Origin of the sequence: Streptomyces longisporoflavus, assembly GCF_014649775.1 — a bacterium.
GTDB classification, from domain to species: Bacteria; Actinomycetota; Actinomycetes; order Streptomycetales; family Streptomycetaceae; genus Streptomyces; species Streptomyces longisporoflavus.
The window spans coordinates 55013-71389 of the sequence record NZ_BMTR01000004.1 but is presented as its reverse complement, the minus strand read 5'-3'; the positions used below and the strand labels follow the sequence as shown (position 1 = coordinate 71389).

At 71.3% G+C, this 16377-nt stretch carries 13 protein-coding genes; 8 read left to right on the top strand and 5 right to left on the bottom strand.

Translation table 11 applies throughout. From position 1 onward, the window contains the following. Positions 1-17 precede the first annotated feature (17 nt). Positions 18-149 (top strand): hypothetical protein, encoded by a 132-nt coding sequence (locus tag IE226_RS44840; protein WP_268251279.1) that lies wholly within the window; start codon positions 18-20, stop codon positions 147-149. A 135-nt stretch (positions 150-284) separates the two neighbouring features. Here the strand turns inward: IE226_RS44840 and IE226_RS09485 are convergent, their stop codons facing one another. After that, complete coding sequence (locus tag IE226_RS09485; RefSeq protein ID WP_190080630.1) at positions 285-1784, bottom strand: M1 family metallopeptidase; 1500 nt, start codon at positions 1782-1784, stop codon at positions 285-287. 195 nt (positions 1785-1979) lie between these two features. Between IE226_RS09485 and IE226_RS09480 the strand changes: the two genes are divergently transcribed. The 5 genes from IE226_RS09480 to IE226_RS09460 all read left to right on the top strand — a co-directional run bounded on the left by IE226_RS09480 (position 1980) and on the right by IE226_RS09460 (position 10048). Further along, complete coding sequence (locus IE226_RS09480; RefSeq protein WP_190080629.1) at positions 1980-3941, top strand: Xaa-Pro dipeptidyl-peptidase; 1962 nt, start codon at positions 1980-1982, stop codon at positions 3939-3941. Next, on the top strand, positions 3938-5236 hold the full coding sequence (locus IE226_RS09475; protein WP_190080628.1) for a M14 family metallopeptidase: 1299 nt from the start codon (positions 3938-3940) through the stop codon (positions 5234-5236). The genes IE226_RS09480 and IE226_RS09475 overlap by 4 nt, the downstream gene beginning before the upstream one ends. A 133-nt stretch (positions 5237-5369) precedes the next feature. Next, positions 5370-7034, top strand: coding sequence for a BCCT family transporter (locus IE226_RS09470; RefSeq protein ID WP_190080627.1), 1665 nt, complete (start codon positions 5370-5372; stop codon positions 7032-7034). 265 nt (positions 7035-7299) lie between these two features. Next, positions 7300-8331 carry an oxidoreductase gene (locus IE226_RS09465; RefSeq protein ID WP_190080626.1) on the top strand — a complete coding sequence of 344 codons (1032 nt, stop codon included), beginning with the start codon at positions 7300-7302 and terminating at the stop codon, positions 8329-8331. A 73-nt stretch (positions 8332-8404) separates the two neighbouring features. After that, on the top strand, positions 8405-10048 hold the full coding sequence (locus tag IE226_RS09460) for an ABC-F family ATP-binding cassette domain-containing protein (RefSeq protein WP_190080625.1): 1644 nt from the start codon (positions 8405-8407) through the stop codon (positions 10046-10048). Positions 10049-10069: 21 nt separating this feature from the next. Here the strand turns inward: IE226_RS09460 and IE226_RS09455 are convergent, their stop codons facing one another. The 3 genes from IE226_RS09455 to IE226_RS09445 form a co-directional block, all read right to left on the bottom strand. Then, positions 10070-12466: a Tex family protein gene (locus tag IE226_RS09455; RefSeq protein WP_229870695.1), complete on the bottom strand. Its 2397-nt coding sequence runs from the start codon at positions 12464-12466 to the stop codon at positions 10070-10072. 63 nt (positions 12467-12529) lie between these two features. Continuing rightward, positions 12530-12685: an LPFR motif small protein gene (locus IE226_RS09450; RefSeq protein ID WP_190080624.1), complete on the bottom strand. Its 156-nt coding sequence runs from the start codon at positions 12683-12685 to the stop codon at positions 12530-12532. A gap of 127 nt (positions 12686-12812) precedes the next feature. After that, positions 12813-13703, bottom strand: coding sequence for an SCO6745 family protein (locus IE226_RS09445; RefSeq protein WP_190080623.1), 891 nt, complete (start codon positions 13701-13703; stop codon positions 12813-12815). A gap of 219 nt (positions 13704-13922) precedes the next feature. Here IE226_RS09445 and IE226_RS09440 point away from each other — a divergent pair, with 219 nt between their 5' ends. Further along, positions 13923-14942 (top strand): GlxA family transcriptional regulator, encoded by a 1020-nt coding sequence (locus IE226_RS09440; RefSeq protein WP_190080622.1) that lies wholly within the window; start codon positions 13923-13925, stop codon positions 14940-14942. A gap of 7 nt (positions 14943-14949) precedes the next feature. After that, entirely contained in the window at positions 14950-15606 is a 657-nt protein-coding gene (locus IE226_RS09435) for a DJ-1/PfpI family protein (protein WP_190080621.1), read from the top strand. Here the strand turns inward: IE226_RS09435 and IE226_RS09430 are convergent. Next, positions 15572-16333, bottom strand: coding sequence for an enoyl-CoA hydratase/isomerase family protein (locus IE226_RS09430; protein ID WP_190080620.1), 762 nt, complete (start codon positions 16331-16333; stop codon positions 15572-15574). The two genes, IE226_RS09435 and IE226_RS09430, sit on opposite strands and share 35 nt — an antisense overlap. Positions 16334-16377: the final 44 nt, after the last annotated feature.

Sequence of the window (16377 nt, the reverse complement as noted above, 5' to 3'; positions counted from 1 at the left end):
CGCGCCACGCTCGGACCATGGAACTCATGGTGCCGGTCAAGGACGGCGAGGTCTGGGCCGAGGACTCGGGAGAGCCCGGCGGCCGGGCAGGTACGGGCGGCCCGGGCGGCGACGTGCCGCCGCTGGTTGCGTACGCGGCGGCGCGCTGACGCCGGACGGGCTGTTTCCAGCCCGCCCACCCGTCCTTCCCGGCAACTCGACGCCGGGAAATCGGGCGGGTGGGCGGAGAGATCCAACGGGTGGGCGGGACGGTTCCGTCGCGAAGCGGCGGCCCATGCCGGTGGTCAGTGCTCGTGCACACCGTTCGTCGCGGCGATGGACTTCCAGGACTTCGGCGCGGCCGGAGCCGAAGCCGCCGAGGAGGACCGGGCGATGCCCGCGCTCTTGGCGGCGGGAGCGTCCGGTCGCGAGGGCGTGAACAGCCACGCGTCGAACAGGGAGGCCAGCGGCTTGCCGGACACCTTCTCCGCGTACTTCACGAAGTCGCTCACCTTCGCGTTCCCGTAGGCGTGCTCCTTCGGCCACCCCTTCAGAATCGCCGAGAAGGACTTCTCGCCGATCTCGTTGCGCAGTGCCTGGAGGGCCAGCGCCCCGCGGTCGTAAACGGCGATGTCGAACTGGTTATCCGGGCCCGGGTCGCCCGGCTTGACCTCCCAGAAGGGGTCGTCGGCCGGGTGCTGGGCGTACACGTGGTCCGCCAGCTCCTGCGCCGTCCCCTCACCCTCCTTCTCCGACCACAGCCACTGGCTGTACCGCGCGAAGCCCTCGTTGATCCAGATGTCCTTCCAGCCGTCGACGGACACGCTGTCGCCGTACCACTGGTGGGCCAGCTCATGGACCACGACGGACACGTTCGACCCGTTCGCGAACTGCTTCGGGCTGTAGAACGGCCGCGTCTGCGTCTCCAGGGCGAAGCCGCTGGTCACGTTCGGCACGTACCCGCCAAGGGCGTTGAAGGGGTACTTGCCGAAGAGCGTCTCCAGCCACTCGGCGACCTCGGCCGACCGCTCGATGCTGGCCCGCGCGGCCCCCGCGTTGTCGCCGAGGTCCTTGCTGTAGGCGTTCAGGACGGGCAGTCCGTCCGCGGTCTTGTCCGTCGTGATGTCGAACTTGCCGACGGCGAGCGTCGTCAGATAGCTGGCCTGCGGCTTGTTCGAGCGCCAGTTGAAGCGCGTCCAGCCCAGCTTCGAACTCTGCGACTGCAGCACGCCGTTGGAGATGGCCTGCGAGCCGTCCGGCACGGAGACCGAGACGTCGTACGTCGCCTTGTCGAGCGGGTGGTCGTTGGACGGGTACCACCACGCGGCCGACTCCGGCTCCTGCGCGGCGACGCCGCCGTCCGGCGTCCGCGCCCACGCCGTATAGCCGTTGATCTTCACCTCGGACGGCTTGCCCGCGTAGCGCACGACGACGGTGATCGGCGTGCCCTTGGGCAGGCCGGCCGCCGGAGTGATCTCAAGCTCCTGCTCGCCGGACTTCGTGAAGGCCGCCTTCTTGCCGTTGACGCGTACCTCGCTGACCTTCAGACCGAGGTCGAGGTTCAAGCGGGAGAGGTTCTGCGTCGTGGTGGCGTTGATGGTCGCCGTGCCTTCGAGCAGGTCGGTCTTCGGCTGGTACTTCAGCCGCAGGTCGTAGTGCGAGACGTCGTATCCGCCGTTGCCGCTCGCCGGGTAATAGGGATCGCCGATACCCGGCGCCCCGGGGGTGAAGTCGGCCGCCGATGCCGGGATCGCCAGCAGCAGAGAGGCCGCGAGCGCGCCCGGGGCGATGAGTCTGCGGTGCACGAGAGCTCCAAGTGGTGGGGTCACGTCGGTAGGTGGGTCCGACCATATTGAGCCCGCCTGCCACGCGTCATGTCCATGGTCGCTACTGTCACACGATCGCCATTCGGCCGACATGTGCCAAAACGCCCCAAGAGCCTGTCGCCGGTGCCTGCTGCCCTCTGTCGCGCGGGAGTTGACCGGTGTACCTTCCGCGCCATGCCGATACGTGCGCGCCGCACACGCTTGATCCGGAGCTCTCTGGTGACGGGGGCCATGGCCGCCCTGCTCGCCACGCTCGTGGCCCCGGGAGCCGCCCGAGGGGCGCCGGGCGCCCCGCGCGAGAGTAAACCCGTCTACTCCTACGAGAGCGCGATCCGCGAATCCGTCTGGGTCGACACGAAGATCGACGGTGACGGCGACGGGAAGTCCGACCGTGTCGCCGTCGACGTCGTCCGGCCCCGCGAACCGGCCGAGCAGGGCCGGAAGATACCCGTGATCATGGATGCCAGCCCGTACTACTCCTGCTGCGGGCGCGGCAACGAGAGCCAGAAGAAGACGTACGACGCGGACGGCAACCCCGTCCGGTTCCCGCTGTACTACGACAACTACTTCGTCCCCCGCGGCTATGGATTCGTCGCCGTCGACCTCGCCGGAACGAACCGCTCCGACGGCTGCGTGGACGTCGGCGGCCGCTCGGACGTCCAGTCCGCCAAGGCCGTCGTCGACTGGCTGAACGGCCGGGCCCGCGGCTACACCACCCGCACCGGGGACAAGGGCGCCAAGGCGTCCTGGACCACCGGCGCCACCGGCATGATCGGCAAGAGCTACGACGGCACCGTCGCCAACGGCGTGGCCGCCACCGGCGTCAAGGGCCTGAAGACGATCGTCCCGATCGGCGCCATCTCCTCCTGGTACGACTACTACTTCGCCAAGGGCGCCCCGCTCTACGACAGCGGCCCCGAGTGGCTCTCGGACTACGTGGAGAGCCCCGAGGCACGCGCCCGCTGCGGTGCCGTACAGAAGCGACTCGTCGACGAAGCGCCCCGCACCGGTGACTGGACCCGGCTGTGGAGCGAGCGCGACCACACCCCGGACGCGGACAAGGTGCGGGCCAGCGTCTTCGCCGTACACGGGATGCAGGACCTGAACGTGCGCATGAAGCACTTCGGCCAGTGGTGGGACGCCCTCGCCGACGCGGGAGTCGACCGCAAGGTGTGGCTCAGCCAGACCGGCCACGTCGACCCCTTCGACTTCCGCCGCGCCGACTGGGTGCGCACCCTGCACCGCTGGTTCGACCACGAACTCCTCGGCTACGACAACGGCATCGACCGCGAGCCGATGGCCGACATCGAGCGCGCCCCCGGGCAGTGGGCCACCGACCGCGTCTGGCCTCCGCGCGCCACGGACACGGTGAAGCTGCGCCCCGGCAAGGGAACGTCACCCGGCGTCGGCACCCTGGGCACGCGCCCCGGCACCGGCAGCGAGACCTTCACCGACGACCCGAAGCTGAGCGAGACCGACTGGGCCGCGCAGATCGACACCTCCACCCCGTCGAAGGCCGGGTTCGTCAGCAAGCCCCTGAGCCGCGACCTGCGCCTGTCGGGCTCCTCCGAGGTGACCGTCACCGCGACCCCGACGACCCGCACCGCCCACCTCTCCGCGGTCCTCGTCGACCTGGGCCCCGACACCATCCGTGACTACGCGAGCGCGGGCGAGGGCATCACCACGCTCCCCGAACGCACCTGCTGGGGCGCGAGCACGGGCGGCGACAGCTCCTGCTTCAAGGAGACGGCGGCGAAGACCGCAGACGTCGACTACACGATCTTCAGCCGCGGCTGGGCCGACCTCGGCAACTGGGCCGACGAGCACAAGGGCCGCCCCCTCACGCCGGGCAAGAAGCACACCATCACCCTCGACCTGGCCGCGAGCGACCACGTCGTCCCGAAGGGGCACCGCCTCGCCCTGATCGTCGCGGGCACCGACAAGGACCTCATCGATCCCCCCGCGGACACCCCGACGCTCGCCATCGACCTGGCCCGTACGTCGGCGAAGGTCCCGCTGGTCGGCGGCGCCGACGCGTTCCGCACCTCCGGGAGCGTCGCCCCCCGCGAATCCCGTCTCGACGGCGTGGCCCCGCCGCGTCCGTTCCACCGCATACCGGGAGGCAGCACCTCATGAGACCCCGCACCGGCCGCATACCCCGCATACGCACCCTGGCGCTCGCCTGCGTCACCGCCGCACTCGCCGCGCCCCTTCTCTCCGCGCCCGCGCAGGCGACGCCCACCCCGCCCCGTACCGGATTCGAGAAGACCGACGGAGCGCGCTGGACCAGCCAGCCCGAAGAGCAGAAGCTCCTCGCCACCGTCGACAAGGCGAGCGACCGGGTATCGGTCTCGCGCATCGGCACCACCAAGCAGAACCGGCCCTTGCAGCTGGTCCGCATCGGTGAACGCCCCTCGAAGAACACGGTGTTGCTGATCTGCAGCCAGCACGGCGACGAGCCGTCCGGTCGCGACGCCTGTCTGTCGACCATCCGCGACCTGGCGTACGCGAAGGACAAGCAGACCCAGAGGTTCCTCTCCCGCACCACGCTCCTGGTCGTCCCCACCGCCAACCCGGACGGCCGCGCCGCCGACACCCGCGGCAACTCCGACGGCGTGGACATCAACCGCGACCACATCTCCCTGCAGACCGCCGAGGCCCGCGCCATGGCCGCCGTCATCCGCGACCGGCAGCCGGACTCCATCTACGACCTGCACGAATACGGAGCGACCCCGAAGTACTACGACAAAGACCTGTTCGACCTGTGGCCGCGCAACCTCAACACCGACGAGGCGGTGCACGAGGAGGCACAGACCCTCTCCGAGGCATATGTCAGGCCTGCCGCCAACAAGTCCGGATACACGACAGGAACGTACGGAATCTGGACCGATCCCGTGACCGGCGAGCCGATCAAGCAGACGGCGGGCGACGGCCAGGAACGCATCCTGCGCAACGTCTCCGGCATCAAGCACGCGGCGGGCCTGCTCATCGAGAGCCGCGTCGACCCCCTCACCGAGGCCGAGCAGAAGGACGAGGCGCTGAACAACCGGCGCCGCGTGAAGTCCCAACTCTCGGCCCTCGACGGCCTGTTCGCATATGCCAATGAGCGGCGCGGTCAACTGGAGGCGGCCACCTCGGCGGCCCGCGCCGAAGGCTTCCGCGACCGCGGCCCGGTCTATGTCGGCGGCGCGGACAACGACCCGGCCGAGCCGTCCGAAGTGATCCAGGACCCGCCCTGCGGCTACCGGCTGGACGCCGCGCAGTACGACGGCGTCAAGGACGAACTCGCCCTGCACGGAGTCAAGGTCAGGCGAGACGGAGCCGGCGCCTACGTACCGATGCGGCAGTCCGCCAGGGCGCTCGTGCCGCTGCTTCTCGACGAGCGTGCCACCTACCACCTCGTGACAGGTTCACCCGACACCGACTGTTGAGTAGTTGATAGGTGCGTCACATGTGGTACTGGGTAGCGGACCACAGAGTTTGTACGAATGCGAAACCGTGAGAGGTGTACTTGTGACGCAAGACCAACAGAAAGCGGACGGCGGGGGAGGGGACGGACACCTCATGCATGCCGCCCACGGCGGCGCCCACCCCCAGACCGACCGCATCGTGTTCGGCGTGACCGCGGTGCTCACCCTGGCCTTCGTGGTCTGGGGCGCCGTCGCCACGGACTCGCTGGAGAGCGCCTCCACGAAGATGCTCAACGGCCTCATCCACAACGGTGGCTGGGCCTTCATGCTGGCGGCGAGCGGGTTCGTGGTGTTCGCGCTCTGGCTCGCCATCAGCCGGTACGGAAAGATCACGCTGGGCGAGGAAGGCGAGGACCCGGAGTTCCGCACCGTCTCCTGGGTCGCGATGATGTTCAGCGCCGGTATGGGCATCGGCCTGATGTTCTACGGCGTGAGCGAGCCCCTCGCCCACTTCACCACGCCCCCGCCGGGCACCGATCCCGCCGATTCCGCGGCGAAGATGGAAACGGCGATGTCCACCACCCTCTTCCACTGGACGCTCCACCCGTGGGCGATCTACGCGGTCGTGGGTCTCGCCATCGCGTACAGCACCTTCCGGCGCAAGCGCAGGCAGACCATCAGCGCCGTCTTCACGCCGCTCATCGGCGAGAAGCACGCGAACGGCGCCTGGGGCCGGGTCATCGACATCATCGCGATCTTCGCGACGCTCTTCGGCTCGGCGGCATCGCTCGGCCTCGGCGCGCTGCAGATCGGCAGCGGGTTCGAGGTGCTCGACTGGAGCAGCGACGTCCCCACCAGCCTGCTCGTGGCCATCATCGCCGTCCTGACCGTGGCGTTCGTGGCCTCCGCCATCTCCGGTGTGGAGAAGGGGGTGCAGTGGCTCTCCAACATCAACATGGTGCTCGCGCTGCTGCTCGTGGTGTTCGTCTTCATCGCGGGCCCGACCGTCATCGTCCTCGACATGCTGCCGACCTCCATCGGCTCCTACCTCGGTGATCTGCCCCAGCTCATCGGGCGCACCGAGGCGTCGAGCGGCAAGGGCGTCTCGGACTGGCTGGGCAGCTGGACGGTCTTCTACTGGGCCTGGTGGATCTCCTGGACGCCCTTCGTGGGCATGTTCATCGCCCGGATCAGCCGGGGCCGCACGATCCGGCAGTTCGTGGGCGGCGTCATCCTGGTGCCGAGCACCGTCAGCCTCATCTGGTTCGCCGTCTTCGGCAGCAGCGCCATGAAGGTGGCCGAGGGCGGCGGGCTCGCCGACGAGTCCACCGCCGAGGGCCAGCTCTTCGGACTGCTGCACGAGTACCCCATCGCCACCGTGACGAGCCTGCTCGTGATGATCCTCGTGGGCATCTTCTTCGTCTCGGGCGCCGACGCCGCGTCGATCGTGATGGGCACGCTCTCGCAGAAGGGCGCACTCGAACCCGGCAAGCTCGTGGTCGTGTTCTGGGGCGTCGTGACCGGCGCCGTCGCGGCGATCATGCTGCTCATCGGCGACGGGTCCGGCAACGCCCTCACGGGCCTGCAGAACCTGACCATCCTCGTCGCCGCGCCGTTCGTCCTCGTGATGATCGGGATGTGCGTGGCGCTCATGCGGGACCTGCGCCACGACCCGCTCATCGTCCGGGGCGAGCACGGCACGGAGGCCGTGGAGAAGGCCGTGATCGCGGGCCACGAGCAGTACGACGGCGACTTCGAGATCCGCATCGGTCCGACCGACAACACGGACGAGGAGGACACCGGGGCCACCAAGGTCTGAGTCCGCTCCGTCCGCGGGAGGCGGCCGCCCCGACAGCGGGGCGGCCGCCTCCCGCGCGTGTCGTCCAGCCCGGAACCGCCCTGTACGCCATCGACCACGCGTACGCCCGTCCGAGCGGCGTGCGCCGCCAACAGCTGGTGCGTGCGCGGTAATCGGGGCGCACGGCCGTCAACACATCGCCTTCACGCGCCCCGCCCGCCCCGGGCAGGCAGCGGAATGCCTCATGCCGTGCTCACATCAGCTTCCGGGTGGGGATACTCACAGCATGTCTGCCGAGTACGCGACCTTCGGTCTGGCACCGGCCATGCGCGCCGGTGGAGTCCTCGCCAACGGTGAATACCAAGTCCACCGGGATTTCCTCGACTTCATTGTGAACGGGCGCCCCCTGCTGTTCCACCTCTCCGACCTCGACGCCGTCTCCCCCCTGGCCTCCGACGTACCCCCAGCGATCTTCACCCACCATGTGCGCGGGCTCCTCCTGGAGGCGGAGGCACCCCTGCGCGACGACCGCCACGTCATCTACGGCTGCCCCGAATGCGAAGGCCTGGAATGCGGAGCGGTCACGGCGGTCATCGAGCGGGCGCCGGACGGCTCCGACACCTACGTATGGCGGGACTTCGCCTGGCAGACGGCCGAGCAGGCCGACCTGGAACTCAACGGCTACCACGGCATAGGGCCCTTCCGCTTCGACGGCGCCCAATACCGCGCCGCCCTGGGCCAGTTGCTGACCCGCGGCGAACCGGCGGCGCGGCGCAGGGTGCTCCTGATCGGGGCCCGGGTCGCCGTGCCGGCCAAGCTCGCGGCGGCGCTGCGCACCATCGGCATCGGCGCCGAGATCGCGGCGGACGCGACGGGCGTGCCGCCGGACGAGCTGCGGACCTACGGGGCGGTGGTCTTCGGGCGCGGGGTGCCGGCGGCGACGCGCGAAGGGGTACGCGCCGCATTCGACGGGGCGGGGATCCAGGTCGCGTACGTCGACGGCCTGGCCCCGATCATCCCGCTCCTGGTCGCGCAGATCGAGGACGCCCTCGACCCCAGCCCGCCGGAGCAGCGCCGCCTGACCCGGCTCGCGGCGGCGCACGGCACGGCGGACGTCGAGATCACCTCGACCTGCCGGGTCCAGCTCATCGCGTACCGCCTCGACCGGCTCTCCCGCACCCGGACCCACCAGGTCTTCGACGGCGTTCTGGAGCCGGGGGAGCACCGCGTGACGCTGGACGCGAAGGCGACGAAGGGCCATTCGTTCGTGGTGGCACGGACGACGGACAGCGTCCTGGCGGCCCCGATAGCGCGCTAGCCGGCGGCTCGGGTGCACCGTGCCCCCGCTGCCGGGAGAGCGGCCCGCGGCCTCGCCTAAACTCGACCCCCTGATGACCGCAACCCTCGTCGCCAAGAACCTCGCCGCCGGCCACGGCGACCGCTCCCTCTTCTCCGCCCTGGAGCTGGTCGTCGCCCCCGGCGACGTCATCGGCCTGGTCGGCGCCAACGGCGCCGGCAAGTCGACCCTGCTCCGTCTCCTGGCGGGCCTGGACACCCCGGAGAGCGGCGAACTGCGCCTCTCCCCGCCCACCGCCGCAGTGGGCCACCTGCCGCAGGAGCCCGAGCGCCGCCCCGGCGAGTCGATCCGCGGCTTCCTGGCCCGGCGCACCGGCGTCGAGGAAGCCCAGCGGACCATGGACGAGGCCACGCAGGGCCTGGTCGACGGCACACCGGGCGCGGACGACGCGTACGCGCTGAGCCTGGAACGCTGGCTGGCGCTCGGCGGCGCCGACCTGGACGAGCGGGCCGAGGAGGTCGCCGCGTCCCTGGGCCTCGACATCAGCCTCGACCAGCCGATGACCTCCCTCTCCGGCGGCCAGGCCGCCCGCGCGGGCCTCGCCTCGCTCCTCCTCTCCCGCTACGACGTGTTCCTCCTGGACGAGCCGACCAACGACCTCGACCTGGCGGGCCTCGAACGCCTGGAGAGCTTCGTACGGGGACTGCGCGCCGGCACGGTCGTCGTCAGCCACGACCGCGAGTTCCTCACCCGCACCGTCACCAAGGTCCTCGAACTCGACCTCGCCCAGCAGCAGATCAACCTCTACGGCGGCGGCTACGAGGCGTATCTGGAGGAGCGTGACGTCGCCCGCCGCCACGCCCGCGACGAGTTCGAGGAGTACGCCGACAAGAAGTCCGCCCTGGAGAGCCGCGCCCAGATGCAGCGCGGCTGGATGGACAAGGGCGTCAAGAACGCCCGGCGCAAGGCGGGCGACAACGACAAGATCGGCCGGAACTTCCGCAGCGAGGCCAGCGAGAAGCAGGCCGCGAAGGCGCGCCAGACGCAGCGCATGATCGAGCGGCTCGACACCGTCGAGGAGCCCCGCAAGGAGTGGGAGCTGCGCATGGAGATCGCCTCCGCGCCGCGCTCCGGCAGCGTCGTCGCCACCCTGCGCGACGCCGAGGTGCACCGCGGCGACTTCACCCTCGGACCAGTGACGCTGCAGCTCGACTGGGCGGACCGGGTGGCGATCACCGGCGCGAACGGCTCGGGCAAGTCGACCCTGCTCGGCACCCTGCTGACCCGCATCCCCACGGACGCGGGCCACGCGGCTCTCGGCTCCGGGGTGCTCGTGGGCGAGGTGGACCAGGCCCGCGCGCTGTTCCACGGCCCGGAGTCGCTCCTGGACGCGTTCTGCGCGGCCGTCCCCGACACCGAACCGGCCGAGGTGCGCACGCTGCTGGCCAAGTTCGGCCTGAAGGCGGCACACGTCCTGCGCCCGGCGGCCACCCTCTCGCCGGGCGAACGCACCCGCGCGGGCCTGGCGCTGCTCCAGGGCCGGGGGGTCAACCTCCTGGTCCTCGACGAGCCGACGAACCACCTCGACCTGCCGGCGATCGAGCAGCTGGAGTCGGCCCTCGACGCCTACCAGGGCACGCTGCTCCTCGTGACGCACGACCGCAGGATGCTGGACGCCGTACGGGTCACGCGCCGTCTTGAGGTGGCGGAGGGCAAGGTGAACGAGCTGTCACCCTGACCTCCGCCGGCGCTGCGCGGGTCAGCGCTTCTTGGGGTCCAGAAGCCCGGCCCGGCGCAGCGCGTCCGCCATCGCGTCGTTGGCCGGGGGCGGGCCCTGCCGCTCCTTGCGCTGGCCCCGGCCCTGACCGCCCTGGCTGCCCTGGCCGCCCTCCTTGCGCGGGGGCCGCTGGCCCCGCTGCTGCGGCGGACGCCCGCCGCGCTTGGGCTGCTCGCCGCCCGCCGGGGTCGCCTCGTCGTCCAGGCGCAGCGTCAGCGAGATCCGCTTGCGCGGGATGTCGACGTCCATCACCTTCACCTTGACGATGTCGCCCGGCTTCACCACGTCCCGCGGGTCCTTGACGAACGTCCTGGACATCGCGGAGACGTGCACGAGCCCGTCCTGGTGGACGCCGATGTCCACGAAGGCGCCGAACGCCGCCACGTTCGTGACGACGCCCTCAAGGACCATCCCGGACGCGAGGTCGGAGATCTTCTCGACGCCGTCCTTGAAGGTCGCCGTCTTGAACGCCGGACGCGGGTCGCGCCCGGGCTTCTCCAGCTCCTTGAGGATGTCGGTCACGGTCGGCAGGCCGAAGGACTCGTCCACGAACTCGTCCGGCCGCAGCGAGCGCAGCGTCGCCGTGTCCCCGACGAGCGAGGCGACCTCGCCGCCCGTCTTCTTCGCCATCCTGCGCACCACCGGATAGGCCTCGGGGTGCACGGCGGAGGCGTCCAGCGGGTCGTCGCCGCCGCGGATGCGCAGGAAGCCCGCACACTGCTCGTACGCCTTGGGGCCGAGCCGGGCCACGTCTTTGAGGCCCTTGCGGGACGTGAAGGGGCCGTTCGCGTCGCGGTGCGACACGATGTTCTCGGCGAGTCCGGCGCCGATGCCGGAGACCCGGGCGAGCAGCGGGGCGGACGCGGTGTTCACGTCCACGCCCACGCCGTTCACACAGTCCTCCACGACCGCGTCGAGGGAGCGGGACAGCTTCACCTCGGAGAGGTCGTGCTGGTACTGGCCGACGCCGATGGACTTCGGGTCGATCTTCACCAGTTCGGCGAGCGGGTCCTGGAGGCGGCGCGCGATGGACACGGCGCCGCGCAGCGACACGTCCATGTCGGGCAGCTCCTGCGAGGCGAAGGCCGACGCGGAGTACACCGAGGCGCCCGCCTCGGAGACCATCACCTTCGTGAGGTTCAACTCCGGGTGCTTCGCGATGAGTTCGCCGGCGAGCTTGTCCGTCTCGCGGGACGCCGTGCCGTTCCCGATCGCGATCAGGTCGACCGAGTGCTCCTTGGCGAGCTTCGCGAGCGTGGCCAGGGACTGGTCCCACTTGTTCGCCGGGACGTGCGGGTTGATGACGTCGGTGGCGACGACCTTGCCGGTCGCGTCGACCACGGCGACCTTCACGCCCGTACGGAAACCGGGGTCGAGCCCCAGCGTCGCGCGCGTGCCCGCCGGTGCGGCGAGCAGCAGGTCGCGCAGGTTCGACGCGAAGACCCGCACGGCCTCGTCCTCGGCGGCCGTACGCAGGCGCAGGCGCAGGTCGATCCCCAGGTGCACCAGGATGCGGGTCCGCCAGGACCAGCGCACCGTGTCCTGCAGCCACTTGTCCGCGGGGCGGCCCCGGTCCTGGATGCCGAAGCGGTGGGCGACCATCCCCTCGTACGAGGACGGGCCCTCCGTGGCCTCCTCCGGTTCGAGGACGAGGTCGAGCACGTCCTCCTTCTCGCCGCGCAGCATCGCGAGGACGCGGTGCGAGGGCAGCTCCTTGAAGGGCTCGGCGAAGTCGAAGTAGTCGGCGAACTTGGCGCCGGCCTCCTCCTTGCCGTCGCGGACCTTCGCGACGAGACGGCCGCGCACCCACATGCGCTCGCGCAGCTCGCCGATCAGGTCGGCGTCCTCGGAGAACCGCTCGGCGAGGATCGCGCGGGCGCCGTCCAGGGCGGCCTGCGGCTCCGCGACGCCCTTGTCGGCGTCCACGAAGGCCGTGGCCGCGGCGAGCGGCTCCACCGAGGGGTCGCCGAGCAGTCCGTCGGCCAGCGGTTCGAGGCCTGCCTCGCGGGCGATCTGCGCCTTCGTGCGGCGCTTCGGCTTGAACGGCAGGTAGATGTCCTCGAGCCGCGCCTTGGTGTCGGCGGCGCGGATCTGCGCCTCGAGTTCGTCGGTGAGCTTGCCCTGCTCGCGCACCGATTCGAGGATCGCCGTGCGCCGCTCCTCGAGCTCCCGCAGATAGCGCAGGCGCTCCTCGAGCGTGCGCAGCTGCGCGTCGTCGAGCATCTCGGTCGCTTCCTTGCGGTAGCGAGCGATGAAGGGCACCGTCGAGCCGCCGTCGAGCAGGTCGACGGCGGCCTTCACCTGCCGCTCCCGTACGCCGAGTTCTTCGGCGATCCTGCCTTCGATCGATGCTGGAGTGGACGTCTGCAGAGGTGCCACGTTTCCCGCCTTCTCACTGGGGTTGCCGGGCAATTGTGGCAGGTGGCACCGACAGCGGGGGGATCAGACCCGGCGTGCCCGCGCCGGCCGGCGTCCCGTCCGGCCTGCGGAGCGTGAGGCTTTGCCGAAGAGGCGGGCCAGAGCGCGGAAGGGCCAGGTCACCAGGAGGGCGAGCGCCGTGCCGATCGTGCGCAGGATGTCCCAGATCGCACGGAACACGGGATTCCCCTTTCGTCGCCAGGTCCCGCACACAGCGCGCGGGACCGGAGACGGACGGGTACCTCGTACGGCCCCGGACAATCCCCGGCCGCCGCGTGCCCCGCCTGTCCGCTCCTCGTGGTCCCGGCTACTCCTTGCCGAGCAGGTCCGCCGGGAACGCCCCGGCCTGCAGCGCGGCGCCCGCGAAGACCGTCCCCAGCTCCGTCAGGCGCTCGACGCCAGCGGCGCCCAGGTGCTCGTACGGCGCCCGGTCGAGACGGTCCGTGGCCTCCTCGACGTCCCGGCGCAGCTCGACGCCCGCCTCCGTCAACTCGGCGACCCCGTCGTGCAGTCCGCGGGCGTGCAGGCGCTGGACAGCCGCGTCCCATTCCTCCTGGTTCCAGCCGCGCGTGGAGAAGTTCCACTTCGGCCGCATGCCCTTGCCGGTCGCCGTGTGGCTCACCAGGGCCTCCAGGCCGTCGAGTTCCGCGTGCTGGAGGACCGTGAGGTGGCCGTCGCCCCGGTGCTCGCGCAGCAGGGTCGCGGCGTGCCAGAGCGCGAGGTGCGGCTGCTCGGGGACGGGCAGGTCCGCGTGGGCGGCGTAGAGAGGGCGTGCGGAACGGGAGCAGGCCTCGGTGGCGCGCAGCGCGAGCTCGGCCGCCTCCGCCACCTCGGGGGACGCGAGGGCGTCCTCGCCGAGGAGGCGCCGCAGCGTCGCGTCGACGGCGCGCAGGCGTGCGGCGAGGACGTCCTCGGGGGAGGCGACGCGCCAGATGCCGGGGACGTGCCGGGCGACGGCCTCGTGCTTGTAGTTGTAGAACGCGGCCGTGACCACTCCCGCCCCGACCGGTCCCATGGCCGCCGTACGCACGGCGAAATTGACGGCCCTGGGGTCGGTGATCCCGGTCTCGGCCAGCACGCGGCCCGTGTCGGGCGAGAAGTAGTGCGTCGAGTGCAGCGAATTGAGCACGTTGTGACACCGACGTCCCGCGCGAGGGTGCAGTGACGCGGCCGGGGAGGGGGGCGAGAGAGAAGTCATGGACGCACGTTACCGACTGGTTGGTATGAGGTGAAGGCCGGGGCGCTCACGCGGGGCGTACCGTCCTCCCGGCCGCCGTGGTCGTCCCGGGCGGCCGGTCCGCCGAGGACAGCCGATGGCAGGTGAGGGGCAGCCGAGAGCAGCCGAGGACAGCCGATGGCAGGAAAAGAGGGCCATACGTCATTGCGGCCATCAGGTGCGGGACCAAGAATCAGGGGCATGGAGCAGCGAACCGTACTGGTCGTCCTCTTCGACGGGGTGCAGAGTCTCGACGTCACGGGGCCGGTGGAAGTCTTCGCGGGCGCCGCCGCCTGCCGCGGCGGCGACGAACCCGCGTACCTTATCCGCACCGCGTCCCTGGACGGCGCCCCCGTACGTACCTCCAGCGGACTCACCCTCGTACCGGACTGCTCCCTCGCCGATGCCCCTGTCCCGCACACCCTCCTGGCCCCCGGCGGCCTCGGCACCCGCGAGGCCGACCCGCGCCTGATCGCCTGGATCCGCGAGAACGCCCCCCGCGCGCAGCGCCTGGTCTCGGTCTGCACCGGCGCGATCCTCCTCGCCGAGGCCGGCCTCCTGGACGGCCGCCGGGCGACGACGCACTGGGCGTTCTGTGACAAGCTCGCCCGCGACCACCCCGCCGTCGAGGTCGACCCCGATCCGATCTTCGTCCGCGACGGTCACGTCGCGACGTCCGCGGGCGTGACCGCGGGCATCGACCTGGCGCTCGCGCTCGTGGAGGAGGATCTGAGCCGGGACGAGGCGCTGACGGTCGCCCGCTTCCTCGTCGTCTTCCTGCGGCGTCCCGCGAACCAGGCGCAGTTCAGCGCCCAGCTCGCCGCGCAGACCGCCCGGCGTGAGCCCCTGCGCGAGGTCCAGCAGTGGATCACCGAGCATCCGGACGACGATCTGTGCGTCGAGTCGCTCGCCGCCCGCGCCCGGCTCTCTCCCCGGCACTTCGCCCGCGCTTTCCAGACGGAGACCGGCATGACGCCGGGCAGGTACGTCGAGCGCGTGCGCGTCGAGCACGCGCGGCGGCTCCTGGAGGACACCTCCGACGGAGTGGAGCAGATCTCGCGCGCCTGCGGCTACGGCACTCCGGAGGCGATGCGCCGGGCCTTCGTCAAGATCCTCGGCGCGGCGCCCGCCGAGTACAGACGGCGCTTCCAAGGCCCACTCGCCCCGCGCGCCCCGATTGCCTCAAGCGCACCACGGCCGGTCCCCGCCCTCCACGGATAGGCACCCCATGCAGATCGCCATCGTCCTGTTCGACCGCTTCACGGCCCTGGACGCCGTCGGCCCGTACGAGATCCTCAGCCGTGTGCCCGGCGCCGAGACCGTCTTCGTGGCGGAGCGCCCCGGGCCGGTGCGCAACGACAGCGGTTCCCTCGCGCTCGTGGCCGACCGCGCCCTGGCCGACGTGCCCGAACCCGACGTCCTCGTCGTCCCCGGCGGACCGGGGCAGAGCGAGCAGATGGCGAACGAGGCGCTGCTTGGCTGGCTGCGCTCCGCGGACGCCACCAGCACCTGGACCACGTCCGTGTGCACCGGCTCCCTCCTGCTCGCCTCCGCCGGACTGCTCAAGGGCCGCCGCGCCACCTCGCACTGGCTCGCGCTCGCGGAGCTGGAGCGGTTCGGCGCGGAGCCGACGGAGGAGCGGGTCGTGTTCGACGGCAAGTACGTCACGGCGGCCGGCGTCTCCTCCGGCATCGACATGGGGCTCGCCCTCGTCGGCCGGATCGCGGGGGACGAGCGGGCCCGGGCCGTGCAGCTCCTGACGGAGTACGACCCGCAGCCGCCCTACGACGCCGGTTCGCCGCGGAAGGCGCCGGCGCACCTGGTCGAGCAGTTCCGCGCGGCCGGCCGCTTCAGTCGGCGGGGGTCGCCCGGGGCATCCACGTGAAGCGCGGCTCGCGGCGCTCCAGGAAGGCGGCGACACCCTCGGCGGTGTCGCCGCCCGCGCGCGCCTGCTCGCCCCAGTAGGCGTCCCGGTCAAGGCGCCCCGCGGCGAACTCCTTGGCCGCGGCCTGCGTCAGCTGCGAGCGCGCGGCGAGGATCCTGGTGAACTCCGCGACCCGCTTGTCCAGCTCGCCCGCGGGCGGCACCTCGTCCACCAGACCGGTGCGCAGCGCACGTTCCGCACCGATCAACTCGCCCGAGAACAGCAGGTACTTGGCGGTGGCGGGCCCCACAAGGGACACCAGGCGCCGCGTGGACGAGGAAGGGTAGACGATGCCCAGCTTCGCCGGAGTGATCCCGAAGAGGGCGCCCTCGTCCGCGAACCGCAGATCACAGGCCGCCGCGAGCTGGCTGCCCCCGCCCACGCAGTAGCCCCGCACCGCCGCGAGCGTCGGCTTCGGAAAGGCCGCGAGCGCCTCCTCGGCCAGCACCGCGAGCTCCTGTGCCTCGCCCGGCGACTGCCGCAGCGAGGAGATGTCGGCCCCCGCGCAGAAGGTCGCGCCCTCGCCGGTCAGCACGACCGTCCGTACGGCCGGGTCGGCGGCGAGCCCGGCGAGCAGCGGCGGCAGCTGCCGCCACATGTCCGCCGTCATGGCGTTGCGCTTGGCCGGATGGTCGATGACGACGGTGGCGACACCGTCGGTGACGGCGTGCCTCAGCTGCGGCTCCATGCGCCGGATGCTATCCGCACGCCCCGAACGTACGATCAAGAAGG